The sequence below is a fragment of the Blastococcus sp. CT_GayMR20 genome, from assembly GCF_004570345.1.
The window spans coordinates 20,240-36,362 of record NZ_SPQM01000019.1 but is presented as its reverse complement, the minus strand read 5'-3'; the positions used below and the strand labels follow the sequence as shown (position 1 = coordinate 36,362).

The 16,123-nt window shown below is 70.1% G+C and carries 14 protein-coding genes; 3 read left to right on the top strand and 11 right to left on the bottom strand.

Annotated features, from left to right (window positions below):
* Nucleotides 1-72 precede the first annotated feature (72 nt).
* Together E4P40_RS07355 and E4P40_RS07350 are read left to right on the top strand one after the other, a co-directional pair.
* Entirely contained in the window at nt 73-810 is a 738-nt protein-coding gene (locus E4P40_RS07355) for a glucose 1-dehydrogenase (RefSeq protein WP_135158148.1), read from the top strand.
* Nucleotides 811-868: 58 nt separating this feature from the next.
* Nucleotides 869-2,662 carry an acyl-CoA dehydrogenase gene (locus E4P40_RS07350; protein WP_245160185.1) on the top strand — a complete coding sequence of 598 codons (1,794 nt, stop codon included), beginning with the start codon at nt 869-871 and terminating at the stop codon, nt 2,660-2,662.
* A 21-nt stretch (nt 2,663-2,683) separates the two neighbouring features.
* On the opposite strand, the gene E4P40_RS07345 is transcribed toward E4P40_RS07350, so the two are convergent.
* The 9 genes from E4P40_RS07345 to E4P40_RS07305 form a co-directional block, all read right to left on the bottom strand.
* A complete protein-coding gene (locus tag E4P40_RS07345) occupies nt 2,684-4,180 on the bottom strand; it encodes an amidohydrolase family protein (RefSeq protein ID WP_135158146.1) in 1,497 nt (498 codons plus the stop codon).
* A gap of 93 nt (nt 4,181-4,273) precedes the next feature.
* Nucleotides 4,274-4,741, bottom strand: a complete 468-nt coding sequence (locus tag E4P40_RS07340) for a cobalamin B12-binding domain-containing protein (RefSeq protein ID WP_135158145.1) — start codon at nt 4,739-4,741, stop codon at nt 4,274-4,276.
* 1 nt (nt 4,742) lies between these two features.
* Nucleotides 4,743-5,531, bottom strand: a complete 789-nt coding sequence (locus tag E4P40_RS07335) for an enoyl-CoA hydratase-related protein (protein WP_167762140.1) — start codon at nt 5,529-5,531, stop codon at nt 4,743-4,745.
* Entirely contained in the window at nt 5,528-7,297 is a 1,770-nt protein-coding gene (locus tag E4P40_RS07330; RefSeq protein WP_135158144.1) for a methylmalonyl-CoA mutase family protein, read from the bottom strand. Before E4P40_RS07330 ends, E4P40_RS07335 begins: the two co-directional genes overlap by 4 nt.
* Nucleotides 7,298-7,340: 43 nt before the next feature.
* On the bottom strand, nt 7,341-8,432 hold the full coding sequence (locus E4P40_RS07325) for an amidohydrolase family protein (protein WP_135158143.1): 1,092 nt from the start codon (nt 8,430-8,432) through the stop codon (nt 7,341-7,343).
* A gap of 188 nt (nt 8,433-8,620) precedes the next feature.
* Complete coding sequence (locus E4P40_RS07320; protein ID WP_135158142.1) at nt 8,621-9,670, bottom strand: ABC transporter substrate-binding protein; 1,050 nt, start codon at nt 9,668-9,670, stop codon at nt 8,621-8,623.
* Between the two features lie 71 nt (nt 9,671-9,741).
* Nucleotides 9,742-10,551: an ABC transporter ATP-binding protein gene (locus E4P40_RS07315; RefSeq protein WP_245160183.1), complete on the bottom strand. Its 810-nt coding sequence runs from the start codon at nt 10,549-10,551 to the stop codon at nt 9,742-9,744.
* 45 nt (nt 10,552-10,596) lie between these two features.
* Nucleotides 10,597-11,421, bottom strand: coding sequence for an ABC transporter permease (locus tag E4P40_RS07310; RefSeq protein WP_135158141.1), 825 nt, complete (start codon nt 11,419-11,421; stop codon nt 10,597-10,599).
* Nucleotides 11,418-12,206, bottom strand: a complete 789-nt coding sequence (locus E4P40_RS07305; protein ID WP_135158140.1) for an ABC transporter permease — start codon at nt 12,204-12,206, stop codon at nt 11,418-11,420. Before E4P40_RS07305 ends, E4P40_RS07310 begins: the two co-directional genes overlap by 4 nt.
* A gap of 221 nt (nt 12,207-12,427) precedes the next feature.
* On the opposite strand from E4P40_RS07305, the gene E4P40_RS07300 reads away from it, so the two are divergent.
* On the top strand, nt 12,428-13,699 hold the full coding sequence (locus E4P40_RS07300; RefSeq protein ID WP_135158139.1) for an MFS transporter: 1,272 nt from the start codon (nt 12,428-12,430) through the stop codon (nt 13,697-13,699).
* Between the two features lie 7 nt (nt 13,700-13,706).
* On the opposite strand, the gene E4P40_RS07295 is transcribed toward E4P40_RS07300, so the two are convergent.
* Entirely contained in the window at nt 13,707-14,591 is an 885-nt protein-coding gene (locus tag E4P40_RS07295) for an SDR family NAD(P)-dependent oxidoreductase (RefSeq protein WP_135158138.1), read from the bottom strand.
* Nucleotides 14,592-14,631: 40 nt separating this feature from the next.
* The gene (locus E4P40_RS07290; RefSeq protein ID WP_135158137.1) at nt 14,632-15,639 is read right to left on the bottom strand and encodes a PhnD/SsuA/transferrin family substrate-binding protein; all 1,008 of its coding nucleotides are present in this window, start codon (nt 15,637-15,639) and stop codon (nt 14,632-14,634) included.
* Between the last annotated feature and the right edge of the window lie 484 nt (nt 15,640-16,123).

The following is a 16,123-nucleotide window of genomic DNA, read 5'->3' as shown; positions in this document are numbered from 1 at the left end:
TAACCTCATGCCATCCGCTCCGGTGCGCACAACCCGCACCGGATCTGCTCCCGCGCCCACCGGAGGTTCCCCGTGCCCACCTGTTCCTTCGACTTCACCGGGCGCTCGGTCGTCGTCACCGGCGCAGCGCGTGGCGTCGGCCGTGCCCTGGCCGAGGCCTTCCAGCGGTCCGGCGCCGCCGTGTTCATGATCGACGCCGACGCGGCCGAACTGGACGCGGCGGCCGCCGACGTGGGGGCCATCGGCCTCCCGGCGGACGTCACCGACACCGACGCGGTCGAGGCCGTCGTCGCGCGGGTCATCGAGGACACCGGTCGCCTGGACGTCCTGGTCAACAACGCCGGCATCCTGCGGGACGGCGTCTCGTGGAAGCTGACCGACGCCGACTGGGACGCCGTCCTCGCGGTGCACGTCGGAGGCACCTACCGCTTCACGCGTGCTGCGACCCCGCACTTCCGGGGCCAGGGTGGGGGGCGGGTCATCAACGTGACGTCCTACACCGGTCTCCGCGGGAACCCGGGCCAGGCCAACTACGCCGCGGCGAAGGCCGGGATCATCGGCTTCACGAAGACGGCCGCCAAGGAGCTGGCCCGCTTCGGCGTCACCGTCAACGCGATCTCACCCAATGCCGACACCCGCATGATCGCGTCCATCCCGGAAGAGCGCCGGGCCGAGATGGCAGGCGGCATCCCGTTGGGCCGCTTCGCGGACCCCGCGGAGATGGCCGGTGCCGTCTGCTTCCTGGCCTCGGACGAGGCCGCCTACATCACCGGGGTCGTGCTCCCGGTCGACGGCGGCATCTCCATCTAGCCGATCGCAAGGCCACCCGCAGGTAGCCGCCCACGCCCCTGGAGCTCGCATGCCCCCGATGAGCCGCTTGATGTCCCGGAACGACCTCGCGTTCCTGCTGCACGACTGGCTCGGCGTCACGTCGCTGACCTCCCGCGACCGCTACGTGGACCACGACAGGGGCACCTTCGACGCTGTCCTGCAGCTCGCCGAGGAGGTGGCCACCAGACACTTCGCCCCCCACAACAGGCGCAACGACGCCGAGGAGCCCACCTTCGACGGCGAGACCGTCCACATGCACCCGGAGGTCCGGGTGGCCCTCGACGTCCTGGCCGGCACGGGGCTGATCGGCTCGAGCGCCGACGTCGAACTCGGCGGCATGCAGCTCCCCCATGTCGTGGCGACAGCGGCGGCTGCCTGGTTCCAGGCCGCGAACATCGGCACCTGGTCCTACGCGCTGCTCACCGTGGCGAACGCGAACCTGCTCATGGCGCACGGGTCCACCCAGCAGGTGGACACCTGGGTCCGGCCGATGCTCGAGGGCCGCTTCCACGGGACGATGTGCCTGTCCGAACCCCAGGCCGGCTCGTCGCTGGCCGACATCACCACGCGCGCCGTGAAGCAGGAGGACGGGAGCTACCGGCTCACGGGCACCAAGATGTGGATCTCGGGGGGTGACCACGATCTCGGCGAGAACATCGTCCACCTCGTGCTGGCCCGTACACCCGATGCACCACCAGGTGTCAGAGGGATCTCCCTCTTCCTGGTTCCCAAGTTCCTCCTCTCCGACGACGGCTCGATCGGCGAGCGCAACGACGTCGTCCTGGCCGGCCTCAACCACAAGATGGGATACCGCGGAACCACGAACACCGTGCTCAACTTCGGCGAGGGGCGGCACACGCCCGGCGGCCGCACCGGCGCCGTCGGCACCATGGTGGGCGCAGAAGGCCAGGGCCTGGCCGCGATGTTCCACATGATGAACGAGGCCCGGATCGCGATCGGGGCCGGCGCTGCCGCACTGGGCTACACCGGCTACCTCAAGTCCGTCGACTACGCGCGCACCCGCACACAGGGCCGCCCGCTCGGAGCCAAGGACCCTTCACAGCCTCCGGTCGCCCTGGACCAGCACCCGGACGTGCGCCGCATGCTGCTGGCGCAGAAGAGCTACGTCGAGGGCGCGCTCGCGGTGGTGCTGTTCTGCAGCAGGCTGGTCGACGAGCAGCTGACCGGCGAAACGGCCGAGTCGCGTCACCGGGCCTCGCTGCTCCTGGAGATCCTCACGCCGATCGCCAAGAGCTGGCCCTCGCAGTGGTGCCTGGCCGCCAACGACCTGGCCATCCAGGTCCACGGCGGGTACGGCTACACCCGCGAGTACGACGTGGAACAGCACTACCGGGACAACAGGCTCAACCCGATCCACGAGGGCACGCACGGCATCCAGGGCCTCGACCTCCTGGGCCGCAAGGTGTCGATGCACAACGGTGCCGCGTTCACCGCACTGTGCGAGCTCATCGAGGCCACGCTGTCCCGTGCCCGCGGCGGGGCTCCGCACCTCCAGGAGCTGGCCGGTGCCGTCGGCGACACCCTCGGCCAGCTCGTCGACGTCACCTCTGTGCTGCTGGACGAGCCGGACGCGCAGGTGCGGCTGGCGAACTCCTCGCTCTACCTCGAGGCCGTCGGGCACCTGGTGGTGGGTTGGGCCTGGCTCGACCAGCTGCTGGCCCTGGGTGAGCGGGAGGACGGCTTCGCCGCCGCGAAGCGCGCTGCGGCGCGGTACTTCTGCCGCTACGAGCTGCCCGACGCACGCACCCGGCTGCGGCTGCTGGAGACCCTGGACAGGACGACCGTCGACCTCGACCCGAGCGTCCTCTGAGGACGCTCGGGTCGGGCGAGGTCAGGCCCGGGTCCGCTGGAGGAAGCGGTGCATCCCGATGTCCTGGCTCCAGACGCGGCGCTGGGCCTCGGCCATGTAGGGCAGTGCGCGCTCGCGCGAGCGCACCACGGCGTCGTAGTCGTCCACGAAGTGGCGCATGAGACCGGCCACCTCCTCGCGCAGGGCCTGCTCGTCCACGGTGGTGACCGTGCCCCGGTCGACCACCATGCGGCCGGCGACCATGACGCTCTCCACGCCCCGGCCGGTCTCCGTGTAGACCAGCTGACGGGCGGCGCTGTTGTACGGCAGGTAGGCGATGTCGTCCAGATCGATGAAGACGAGATCGGCCTCCCGCCCGGACTCGATCGCGCCGATCCGGTCCCCCAGGCCCACCGCACGCGCGCCACCCAGCGTCGCGTGGCGGAGCGCCTCGTGCGCGAGGGGCGGCCCCGGCTCGGGGTCGCTCACCGCGGCGAAGAGGCAGAACAGCTTCATCGCCTGAAAGAGGTTCTGCACGTCGGTCCCGCTGCAGTTGTCGCACCCCAGAGCCAGGCGGACCCCCGACTCCCGCAGGTCCAGCACCGGCGCGATACCGCTCTTCAGCTTGAGGTTGCTCAGGAAGTTCAGCACGATCCCGGCGTCCGCAGCGGCCATCTGGTCCATCTCCCCGCGGGAGATCCACACGCTGTGCACGATGTTCAGCAGCGGGGTGAGCAACCCGACGTCCTCCAGGAAGTTGATCAGGGAACCGCCGTGCTCCCCGAACAGCTCCCGCGCGATCAGCACCTGGCCGCGCGTCTCGTAGACGTGCGTGAACACGGGCAGGTTGTGCTCCGCTGAGAGCTTCGCGCAGCCCCGCAGCAGCTCCGGCGTGCACCGCTGCGGCGCGAAGGGCGCGAGCGCCCAGTGCTGCGCGCCGACGGCCGGGTGCCGGTCCAGCTGTGCCTGGAGGAAGTCCAACTGCTCCTCGGCACCGAGCGCCCGCGTTCCGAGCATCTCCTGCACGTCGTCGGGCAGGGTGTCCCGGTGCCGGACCATGGCCACCGGGGGGATGTCCCACACCATGGGCGAGAAGACGCTCCGGATGCCGGCCTCCCGATACGCCGAGAGGACGACGTCGACGTTGTCCTCCGTCAGCGGGACCAGCCCCAGCATGTCCTGCACCGTGGTGATGCCCGACCGGAGGCATTCCAGGGCCCCGACGAGGGTGCGGGCCCGGATCTCCTCCTTGCTCCGCCCGGCGCCCATGGGCAGCGTGTACAGCAACCAGGTCTCGAGCGTCTGCTCCTCGAACATGCCGCGGCAGAGCGTGTCGTGCGAGTGGTAGTGCGCATTGACCAGGCCGGGGACGAGGAGCTTGCCGGAGGCCTCGATCACCGCCGCGTCCTCCGCCCTCAGGTCAGGGCCGACATCGACGATCGTGCTGCCCTCGACCAGCACGTCGGCGGTACGAGGCCGGTGGATGTCCCCGCCGTGCTCGTACACCTGGCCACCACGGATGAGGGTCCTGCTGGGCATCGTCGTCCTCACTGTCGGAAAGGATGGTCATGCGTCACTGCTGGTCGTGCCGGTATGGGGCTGCCGGACGCCCGGCACCGGAGTGGTCGCGGCTCAGGGCTCACCGGCCGCCACGGCGTCGGGATCGATGACGAGCCGGCGCATGACGTCCACCATCTGCTCGGGGCTGGTGCCCGCGTTGAAGATGGCCCGGACGCCCAGTTCCTTGAGGGCCTGATGGTCCTCGGGCGGGATCACCCCACCCACGACCACGGGCGGCGGATCGTCGTCCTCCTCGGCCAGCAGTGCGCAGACCCGCTCCACCAGTGCGACGTGCGAGCCCGACAGGATGCTCAGCCCGACGATGTCGACGTTCTCGTCGATCGCCGCACGGACGACGGCCTCCACCCGCTGGCGGATGCCGAGGTAGACCACCTCGAACCCACTGTCGCGCAGCAGCCGAGCGACGTACTTCGCGCCGACGTCGTGCCCGTCGAGTCCGATCTTGGCGACGAGGACCCTCCCCGCGGACCCAGGCGCCTCCCCAGGCCGGTCGAGGTCACTGTCCCGGAATGTCGTCATGTCACTCCTCCCCCGTGAAGACCGGTGTCCGCTTCTCGGCGAACGCGGCACGCGCCTCGGCGCAGTCGGGGCTGCGCAGGGCGGCGCGACGCAGCTCGTGCAACTCGGCCACCTGCGCGATCGGCAGGCCGCGGGACGACTCGATCGACGCGATGATCCGTTTGCTGCCCGCCACCGACAACGGCGCCCTGGCGGCGATCCTCGTCGCAAGCGCGTAGGCCTCCCGCTCGGCCTCCTCCGGCGAGTCGAGTGCCTGGGTGACCAGCCCGAAACGGCTGGCCTCCTCGGCCTGGACCAGGTCCCCGGTGAAGAACAGCCGTCGCGTCCAGTCCGGGCCCACGAGCCGATGGATCCGTGAGCTGCCCTGGACGGTGTACACGATGCCGAGCTTGGCCGGCGTGATCCCCAACCGGCAGGTCCGCTCCGCGAACCGGAAATCACAGGAGGCCGCCACGTCGAGGCCGGCACCTACGGCGACGCCCCGCAGCAGCGCGATGACGACCAGAGGCGAGCGTTCGATCGCCTGGCACAGCTCCTCGATCTCGTCCTGGACCGCGAGCTCGTCGGGTTCGGGGAAGCGGTCGAGGGCATAGCCGCTGGAGAAGACCTCTCCGCCGCGCAGGACGACGACGCGGGTCAGTGGACGCTTGAGCTCCAGGACCCGCAGCTCGCGGCGGAGGTCCCGCAGCAGTTCGGGCGTGAGGGCACCGTGCTGCCGTGGGTTCGTGAACGTCAGCGTGGCGACGTGCTCCTCGACCGTGCACGTCACCCCCGCGAGTGCCTGGCTCACTCGACGAGCACCCGGCCCTCGCGGTACTCGCCGAAGACCTCGCGCAGCACCGAGCAGATCTCGCCGACGGTGCACAGCGCGCGGACGCAGTCCACCACGGCCGGCACGACGTTCGCGTTCTCGTCCTCCGCGGCCTCCCGGAGGGCGTTCAGCGTCCGGGTGACCTCGGCGCCGTTCCGCCGCCGGCGCAGCTCGGCGAGCTTCGCCAGCTGACGGGACTCGGCGGATCTCATCTGCTCCGTGCCGTAGACCCGCTGGGAGTGCAGACCGACCTTGACGTCGATCTCCTCCGGGGTGGTGAAGGCGTTGACGCCAACCACGACGCGCTCCCCGGTCTGCAGCGCCATGGTCCGCTCCACCGCGCTGCGCGAGACGGCTTCCTGCATGAAGCCGGCCTCGATGGCTCCGACCGAGCCGCCGTAGGACTCGACCTCCTCGACCACTTCCCAGGCCGCGGCCTCCGCCTCGTCGGTGAGCGCCTCCACGTAGTACGAGCCCGCCAACGGATCCCGGACCTCGGTGAGCCGGGCCTCGTGCTGCAGGATGCGTGCCGCGTCCTCCGACAGCTGCATCCCCTCTTGACTCCAGCCGAGACCGAGTGCCTCGTCGAACGGCGGCTCGCAGTTGGGCCCGTAGCCGCTGAGCGCACTGGCGATGCCTCCCACCACGGCCCGTGTGAGGTTGTTGAGCGGCCGGTTCACCGTGGCGTTGTAGTAGCCCATGTGGGCGCCGTTGGGTTGCCGGAGGACCCAGCTGCGCGGGTCCTTGGCACCGAACCGCTCGCGGACCGTACGCGCCCACATCCGGCGGGCCGCGCGCTGGTGGGCGATCTCCGGGAACATCTCCAGGCTGCCGCCGAAGGCGTTGAACGTCACGCGGGAAGCCAGCACGTCGATGTCGATGCCCGCGGCCACGCCGGTCTCCAGGTAGGCGATCCCGTTGGCGATGGAGAACCCCAGGTCCTGGGCACGCGTCGCGCCCGCCTCGCGCATGTGGTACCCGCCCCCGCTGACGACATTGAGCTTCGGCAGGTGCTTCGTCGTGAAGAGGAACAGGTCCCGGACCAACCGCATCGAGGGCCGGGGCGGGAAGATGTACGTCCCCCGTGCGATGAACTCCTTGAGGATGTCGTTCTGCGGGGTGCCCCGCAGCCGGGAGGGGTCGACGCCCCGCTCCTCCGCCAGGAGGTAGTACATCGCGACGATGATCACGGCGGGTGCGTTGATGGTCCAGTTGGAGCCGACCCGGTCGATCTCCAGGTCGCCCTGGAACGGCTCGTAGAGCGCCCGGAAGTCCTCGAACGAGTCGATCGCCACGCCGGCCCGCCCCACCTCGCCGAGCGCGTTGGGGTCGTCCGAGTCGTATCCGCACTGGGTGGGCAGGTCGAAGGCGACGTTGGGCCCGGCCCGCTGACCACTCTTGATCATCAACGCGTAGTACGCGGCCGTGTCCTCGGAGGTCCCGTACCCGGAGTACCGGCCGGCACGGGCCAGTCCCTTGCCCTGAGGGATCAGGCCCGTGCCGCGCGCACCCGCCGCGAATGGCTGAGTCGGATAGGGCCCCGCGGTGAACGGGTACTCGCCGGGGAACCCGACATCCCGGAGGAAGTCGAAGTCGGGGGCGTCGTCGGGCCCGTAGAACCGGTCCCCCGGGCGCTCCAGGTCGAACCGCTTGACCGCGGGCGCCAGCACCTCCTGCTCCCAGCGCGTGCGCTCGGCGGCAACGGCATCCGGCCCGGTCGAGCCCCTCGACTTCTCCTGCGCCATCCGTCCTCTCCTTCCGCTCAGCGAACCCGGACCCAGCGGGGCGTCAGCCGAAGGGCATCGGACGCGGGCCAGGCGTGCGGACCGGGGTGTTGAACTTGTGCGCGCGGTTGTACTCGGGCATGTCGATGGCCCCGAGCAGCCGGGCCATGTTCTTGCCCAGCATCAGGTCCACCTCGTCCTGGGTGAACTCGACGTCGTACTTGGCAGCGCGCTCGGGCAGCGTCCGCCACCAGTCCACGATCCACTTGTATCCGCGGCCGTCGTAGAGCTTGTCGGTGTGCATGGACGGGCCGCAGTTGTTGTCGGTGCCGAAGACGATGCGGTGCGCGCCGGTGATCTTGCGAGCCCGGTCCAGCATGTTGATGATCATCGGCTCGCTGTTCATCGCGTGCAGGAAGCCCTGCTGCTGCGGGGTGAACGACGGGAAGATCCAGGCGTCGAACTGCAGATACACGTTCATCGACGCGACCGAGAGCATCAGGCACTGCTCGAACCACGACGGGATGGGGAAGCCGACGTGGAAGATGATCACGTTGAGGTCGGGGAAGTCGACGAGGACGTCACCGATGTGCAGCGGCTCGTTGAAGCGCGTCCGGCAGGTCGTCCACTCCATGTTGGTGCAGATGGCGACCGGGATGCCGAGCTCCTGGCACTTCTCGTAGTACGGGTAGAGCATCCGGTCCGACGGGTAGTACCCGAGGTGCGGCATGACCTTGTAGCCCTTGAGGCCGTACTCCGTCACCGCCCGCTCGAAGTCCGCATAGGCGTTCACCCGACGGGCGTCACCGCCGGCGAAGCCGAAGAAGCGATTCGGGTACGCGCTCTGCAGCGAGGCGATCCCCTGGTGGATCTCGTCGACCGTCATCGGCTGGTCCTCGCCGACCGCCAGCCCGTAGTCGGACGGGATGAGCACCGCGCCGTCCACGCCGCCCTGGTCCAGGGTCGCGATCGTGTACTTGCCGTCCCGGTCGGTCATCCGCGGCTCGACGCGGTCCAGGAAGGAGTTGGGATCGCGGTTGTACGGGGGCTTCCCCCCGTACGCCCACAGCATGGCGAGGATCTTGCGGTACCGCTCGGGGAGGTTCTCGTGCCCCGGCTCGCCGAGCAGGACGTGCATGTGGGCGTCGATGATCATTAAGGGTTTCCTTTCGCCTCACGGGAGGGGTCGCGGACTCGTCCGGCGGCCCTGGACAGTGGCCTGCCTCCCACGTCGTTCCTATGTGAATGAATGTTCATTGTCAAGCTGACCGGCGAGTCCGCGGGTCCGGTTGCCGCGCGGGTCCGGTTGCGGCGAGGGGGCAGCGGCGCAACCGGACCCTGGGCTCACTCCTCCGGCTCGTAGAGCAGTTCTGTCGGGTCCGGGAGTGCTTCCTCCTCGAGCATCCCGTACTTGACAGCCGCGTCGTAGATGCCCTGGAGCGAGGACTCCTTGGGCAGGCCCTCGGGCCACTCGCCCAGCTGGACCTCCTGAGCGAGCTCGGGATCGACGTTCATGAAGCCGGGCAGGAAGGAGCGGATCTCATCGGGGTTGTCGGCCGCGTACGTCCGCGCGGCGTCCATGCAGGCGATGAAGCGCTCGACGACATCGGGGCTCTGCTCCAGGAACGTGTCGGTGGTGAACCACGAGGAGATGTCGAGCCCGTCCTCGATGGCCAGGTACGAGTCGGCGATGACGCGGCTCCCCTGCTGCTCGGCGACCGTCACGAACGGCTCGCCCGTGTGGCCGGCGTCCACCCGCCCCTCCTGGAGGGCCACGGGGATGTCGGGCAGCGGGATCTCCACGAACTGCACGGTGGACAGGTCGACACCCGCGTCCTCCAGCGTCGCCTGGACCGCGGCCTGCTGGAGGCTGTTGAGCGTGTTGACGGCGATGGTGGAGTTGGCCAGATCCGCCGGCGACTGGACGTCGCTGTCCGGCCCCACCATGAGTGCCTCCACGAACCGGTCCGGCGGCCGGGTCTCCCGACTGGCGGCGGCGACGATGCGGAGGGGCAGACCCTGCCCGCGGGCCACCATGAGCGACAGGTTGTTGGAGAAGCCGAACCCGTACTGGCCGCTGGCCACCGCCGGGACGAGCGCGGACCCCCCCTGAGCCAGGTGGAGCTCCACGTCGAGGCCCTCCTCTTCGCACAGGCCCTTGTCGACGCCCATCGCGAGCGGGGCGAGGGTGACGATGGGGAGGATGCCGACGTCGAGCTTGGTCAGTTCGCCGCCGCCCTCCCCCGCGCCGGCGGAACCGCCGCCCCCGCCGTCTTCGCCGTCCCCTCCGCCACATGCGGCGAGGGCAGCCGCCAGGAGGAGCGCAACTGCGCTGCGTCCGGCTCTCGTCCGAGGACTACCACGACCTGGTGAACGAACGGTGATGCCGTGCATCTCTCACGCCTTTCTGGAAGAGGGAGGATGTGGGCCCGCGACGACGGCGCCGGGACCGCGACTGCGCGAGGTCAGTCGTGCGGACCTCGTCGGAGCTGTGCGTTCTCGTCCGGGCGCTGGTCGCCACCCATGATCGCCCGGAAGACATGGCCCCTGAGGTGGACGTACTCGGGCAGTTCCTTGGTCGTCGTCTGGTGGCGCGGCCTCGGCAGCGGCACCCCTAGGACTTCCTGCACGCGCGTGGGTGAGCGGGACAGGATGACCACCCGGTCGGCGAGGTAGACCGCCTCGTCGATGTCGTGCGTGACGAAGAGGACGGTCATGCCGAAGCTGTCGCGGACCTTGAGGATGAGGTCCTCGAGCTCGATCCGCGTCTGCGCGTCCACCGAGGCGAACGGCTCGTCCATGAGCAGGATCTCGGGCCGGTAGGAGATCGCGCGGGCGATCGCCACGCGTTGCTGCATGCCGCCCGACAGCTGCCACGGGTACTTGTCGGCCGCGCCCGAGAGCCCGACCGCGGTCAGCGCGTCGTCCGCGGCCGTCCGCCGCTCGGCCTTCGACCGCATCTTCTTCTTCAGGGGGAACTCGACGTTCCCCCGCACGGACATCCACGGGAAGAGGGACCGGTTGTACTCCTGGAACACCAGCGCCATCTCCTCGGGCGGCTGACGCACCACCCGCCCCTGCACCTCCACCGATCCGCTGGTCGGCGGCATGAGGCCGGAGAGGCAGCGGAGCAGCGTCGTCTTGCCGCACCCCGACGGGCCCACGATGCAGAGGAATTCCCCCTGCTCCACCGAGAAGCTCACGTCGGCGATCGCCAGGTGGGCGGTCTCGCCCGCCCCGTAGGACTTGCGGAGCCCGCTGACTTCCACGATCACGCTGCACACTCCTTCGCGTAGGACCCAGAGACCTGCATGCCCGGCCTACCGGGAAACCGCGGCTCGACGGGACCGCGGCGCCCTGGTGGGCGCGGCGACTCCCAGCACGCTGCTGCGGAAACCGCGGTGCCAGGCGAGGACGCGCTTCTCGATGAGGACGAGGAGCAGGTTGATCACGTAGCCGAGCAGCCCCAGGAGCAGGATTCCGGCCCACATGTCCGCCGTGGCGAACAGCCGCTGGGCCTGCAGGATGGAGTAGCCGATCCCGTTGGTGCTGGCGACCATCTCGCTGACCACCATCAGGATCAGTGCCAGGGCGAGGCTGGTCCGCAGGCCCGCGAAGATCTGCGGGCTCGCCGACGGCAGCGTCACCCGCCAGAGCCGCTCGGCCCGGGTGAACCCGAAGCTCCGTGAGACGTCCATGAGCGTGGGTTCCACGGACCGGACACCGTCCGCGGTGTTCAGGACGACCGGGAAGCAGGACCCCAGGGCGATGATGAACACCTTCATCGTGGTGTCGACGCCGAAGACGACGATCCCGAAGGGGATCAGGACGACAGCGGGCAGCGCGCGGAGGAACTCGACGGTCGGCCCGAGGAGCCGCCTCGCCCACCGGGACAGACCCAGAGCGGTACCGAGCACGATGCCGACGACGGCACCGACGAGGTAGCCGGCAGCCATGCGTCCGAGACTCGGCAGCGCATGGTCGACGAGACCTTCGCCGAGCCAGACCTCGCCGAAGCGCTCGAGGATCCGCGACAGCGGCGGGAAGTAGAAGTTCGTCGAGTCCGCCGAGAGCACGTACCACAGCGTGAGCAGGACGAGTGGAGACAGAATCTCGACCGAGAGAAGGACGACCCTGCGGCTCACGCGGACGTCACCTCCCGGTGACTGACGTGCCACCGGAGGGCGTACCTCTCGGCCCGCCTCAGCGCCGCACTGAGCCAGAGGCTGATCAGCCCGGTGGCCAGGATGAGGGCGTACATGAGGTCGTACGCACCACCACTCTGCGCCAGCAGGATCGCCTGGCCCAGTCCGGGCACACCGGCGACCAGTTCGGCGGTGATCGCGAGGATGATCCCGAGGGCCGATGCGACGCGGAGGCCGGTGGCCAGGTAGGGGGCCGCACTCGGCAGCGTGACGCGGAAGAAGATCGCGAGACGGCCCACGCCGAAGGACCGGGCGGTGTCCCGTGCCACGGGGTCCACGTCCTGCACCCCGTAGATGGCCTGGACGAGGAGCGGCCAGAAGGTCGCGAAGGCCACGAGGAAGATCTTCATGTCCATGCTGATGCCCAGAACCAGGATGGCGAGCGGCAGCAGGGCGACCGAGGGCACCGGTCGGAGGAACTCGACCGTCGCCCGGGTCGCACGGTCCAGGTACACGTTGCTGCCGATCAGCAGTCCGAGCGGTATGGCCAGCAGGATGGAGATGCCCAGTCCGATCGCCCAGCCCTGCAGCGTGAAGCCGACGTTCGACCAGAAGGACGCGTCACCGAGCAGGCCGGCGAATCGGGGAAGGACCTCGGAGGCCGGTGGGATGTTCTCGGCGGGAAGGACCCCGAGCCGGGGCAACAGCTCCCACAGCGCCAGAGCGACGAGCACCCCCGGCCAGTTGGCAGTGGTCCGACGCAGGGTGTGGACGACGGCGTGCATTCGGGACGGCCCGCTACGCCGGGACGGGGCAGTGAGCGCCACCTCGCGCTCGGCCGGTGTCGATCTGACGCCCGCGCTCGTTGTCACGCGTGGGATTCCTCCTGGATGCGATCGCACGGAACCCCGTCCCCACGGGCTCCGGGGGGACGTGTTCTGCGAAACCTTACTTATGAACATTCAGTTGTCAACGGTCCGGCGAGGGTGGTTGGCTGCCTCCTGTCATGGGAGCCGAACAGCGACCGGGCGCCCCGGTCAGGCAGGGGGTCGCCGTTGCGGCGGCGCTGACGGTGGTCGTCGTCGCCCTGAACCTGCGCGCCTCGATAGCGGTCGTCCCTCCGGTCCTCGGCGAGGTGCAACAGGCGCACGGCCTCTCCCTCACAGCTGCGGGGCTCCTGACGACCCTGCCCCTGCTCTGCTTCGGTCTCGTGGCCCCCGTTGCCGGGTGGCTCGGGAACCGCTGGAGGCTGGAGCCGGTCCTCGCGGGGGCCATGCTGACCCTGGCGCTGGGACTGGTCGGCCGGTCCTACGCGGGTACCCCCGGGCTCTTCGCGGGGAGCCTGGTGGTCGGCGCTGCGATCACGGTCGGGAACGTCCTGGTGCCCGGCATGGTGAAGCGCGACTTCCGCACCACCTCGTCGATGATGACCGCGGTCTACGTGACGACGTTCACCGGAGGCGCCGCCGTCGCGGCCGGCGTGAGCATCCCCCTCGCCGGTTGGTCCGATCTGGGGTGGCAGGGAGCCCTCTCGGTATGGGCCCTGCCGGCGGTCGTCGCCGCGGCACTGCTCGTCGTGCGCGCTCGGCGAGGTGGCCGGGCGCTCCCTCCGTCCGCCGCGCCGGGCGCGACCACCGAGCAGCTGCCCCCGGTGTCGGTGTGGCGGTCCCCGGTCGCGTGGTTGATCACCGGATACACCGGGCTGCAGTCACTGCTCTTCTACGCCGGCCTGACCTGGCTCCCGACGATCCTGGTGGACGCCGGGCTCACGCGCCGCGATGCCGCCCTCGCCCTGGTCCTCTACACCATCGTCGGGGTGCCTGTGTCGCTGCTCGTTCCCTTCCTCGCCCGGGGGACCGACCACCGCCTCCCGCTGGTCCTGCCCGGGCCGTTCGTGGTCGTCGGGCTCGTCGGCCTGGGTGCCTGGCCGCAGCAGTGGCTGCTGTGGACCGTCGTGATGGCGGTGGCCCTCGGCTGGGGACTCAGCATCGGCCTGTCCCAGGTGGTCCTGCGAGCCGGTTCGCCGGCCGTCGCCGCACGGCTCTCGGCGATGAGCCAGTTCGCGGGCTACCTCCTCACTGCCTGCGGTACGTGGGCCGCGGGCGCCACGGCGGAGGCCACGGATGGGTGGACCCTGTCGCTGGCCGGCCTGGTGGCAGTCGTCGTGGCCATGCTCGGCTGCGGCCTCCTGGCGGGGCGACCGACGGCGACCGTGCGCGGCCGTGGTCCGGCAGCCCCGTCGGTGCCCATGCAGGAACCGCTCCGTCCGCTGCCGTGAGGGGCGGTCAGACGTTGCGCACGCCGCCGTCGACGCTCATCGCCGTGCCCGTCACCCATCCGGCGCCGGGCGACACCAGGAAGGCCGCCGCCGTCGCGACGTCGTCGGGAAGGCCCAGCCGGCCCAGGACGATGTGCCGCTCCAGCTCGGCGACGTCTTCCGGTGAGCGGTTGCGGTCGGCCCGCTCGGTGCTGATGTGCCCGACCAGGAGGCAGTTGACCCGTACGGCCGGTGCCCATTCCAGCGCCATGGCCTCCGTGAGGTTGGTGAGGGCCGCCTTGGCGGCGGAGTAGGCACCGAAGTTCTTCATCGGCGTCTTCACGACCACGGAGGAGACGTTGAGGACGGCGCCCTGACCGCGCTCCAGCATGGCGGGGACCACGGCCCGGGTGCACCGGAACGCCGTCAGGACGTTCATCCGGAAGGCTCCCAGCAGGTCCTCCTCGGTGAGCTCGAGCAGCGGGCCGCGCCGGAAGTCGTCGCCGAAGCTGGCGCCGGCATTGTTCACCAGGATGTCCACCGGGCCCGCCTCGTCGGCCGCCCGCGCGAAGGCGTCATGGACACCCGTGGGGTCACGGACGTCGAGGCGGATGCCGGTCGCCGAGCCCCCCGTCATCCGCAGGTCCTCCACCGCCCGGGCGACGGCGCCTTCCTCGCGCCCCGTCACGACGACGTGGCAGCCGAGGGCGGCCAGCCGGCCGGCGATGGCGCGGCCGATCCCCTTGCTGCTCCCGGTGACGACGGCGACACGGCCACGGAGTCCCCACTGGTCGGCCGTGGATCCACCCGCTCCGGCAGCGGCGTGATCGGGCCGGCTGCCGGTGGGACGGCCGGCCTCCTCGGCTGTCAGGTGAGGACTCCCGAGGACCCCCCCGCTCGGATGGGAGCTCATCGCACGGCCCTGGTCATCGTTCTCCGCTCAGGTCGCCGAATCAGAGGTCGAGGGTGCTGGGTGCCAGGAACTCCGACGGCTGGATCGGCCGGGACGTGAGCCCCTGCTCCGCCGAGTGCTGGGCGATCGCGGCGAGCAGGTCCTTGTTCTGCCGCACGCCGTAGGGGTAGAGCTGGGGCTCGGGACCACCGTCGCCGTAGGCGCCGGCAGCGCCGAGCTGCGCGTACAGGCTCAGCGCGCCGCGCACGGCTTCCTCGTTGCGGCGCTTGCTCTCCTCGAACGCCTCGTAGAGGTTGAGGGCCACCCAGGGATGTTGCTCCAGGACGCTCGTGCGGATGACGACGCAGTGGTTGGCCGGCACGTAGCCGAGCCGGGCGTGCAGCCGCTGGCACTCGGCCGCGCGGTCTGGGAACAGCCACGTCGCGGCGTCCTCGGGAAGGTGCGCCGGGCTGCGGTCCACGGTGGTGGGCTCGTCGTTGAGCAGCAGGGCCGGCTCGTACACGATCGCTGCGTCGAGCTGCCCGTCGATCAGCATCGAGCCGATGCTCTGCGCCTCCGGGATGTAGTGCAGTTCCACACCCGCGGGCGGCTCGAAACCCACTCCCCCGCCGTGACTCAGCGCGGGGCCCCGCTCCATGTGCCACACCATGTCCTGGGGCTGCACGCCGAAGTCGTGCATCAGGGCTGCCCGCGTCCAGAGTGCCGCTGTCTGCTGGTAGTCGGGCACCCCGACGGCACGGCCACGGAGGTCTTGCGGCGCCTCGATGCCTGCGCCCTGCCTGACCATGGCGAAGGAGTGGAAGAAGCGCCGGTCGTGGAACACCGGGATCGCCGTCCACTCTGTCCGCCCCCGGTCGATGAGCATGAGCAGCGACGACAGGGACATCTCCGAGACGTCGAACTCGGCGAAGCGCAGCTGGCGCCAGAAGATGTCGGGGGCCTGGAGCTCGGAGGTGTACAGATCGATGCCCGGGGTCGTCACCCGGCCGTCGAGGATCGCCTCGGTGCGGGGGTTGCGGGACATGGCGAAGGTCAAAGGCACATTCATCGGTCAACTCGTTCCAGGTTTCTGGGGCTGGACATTGCGTGACGGCGGCTCGGGACGGAAGCGCCTAGGGGCGGAGTGCGCTGCGCAGACTGGTGGGTCGGTGGAACACCGCGGTCGCCAGACGTCCGACGACCGTGACGGATGCCGCGAGGAGGATGAGCAACGCCAGGGCGCTTGCCGCGACGAGCGCCCGGGGCGTGGCCGGCAGGATGACTGCGACGACGGTGCGAGCGGGTTCGTGACGCGACCGGCCGCCACCTGTTCCGGTCCAGTGCCGTCACCGCACGCCGTGCGGTAAGGGGCACGCGGACTTGCGGAGTGAGCAGCACGCGCGTCACGACCATCTGTCTCCTGCCGGGCTTGAGCATCTCCGTCGTCGCCGAGCTTCTGAATGAACGCTCAGAGACCTATGGTGAAGCAAGTTTGCCCCGGCAGGAGGAGGCGCACAAGTGGTGGACCCCTCCGCCTCGGGGACGCGAGGCGG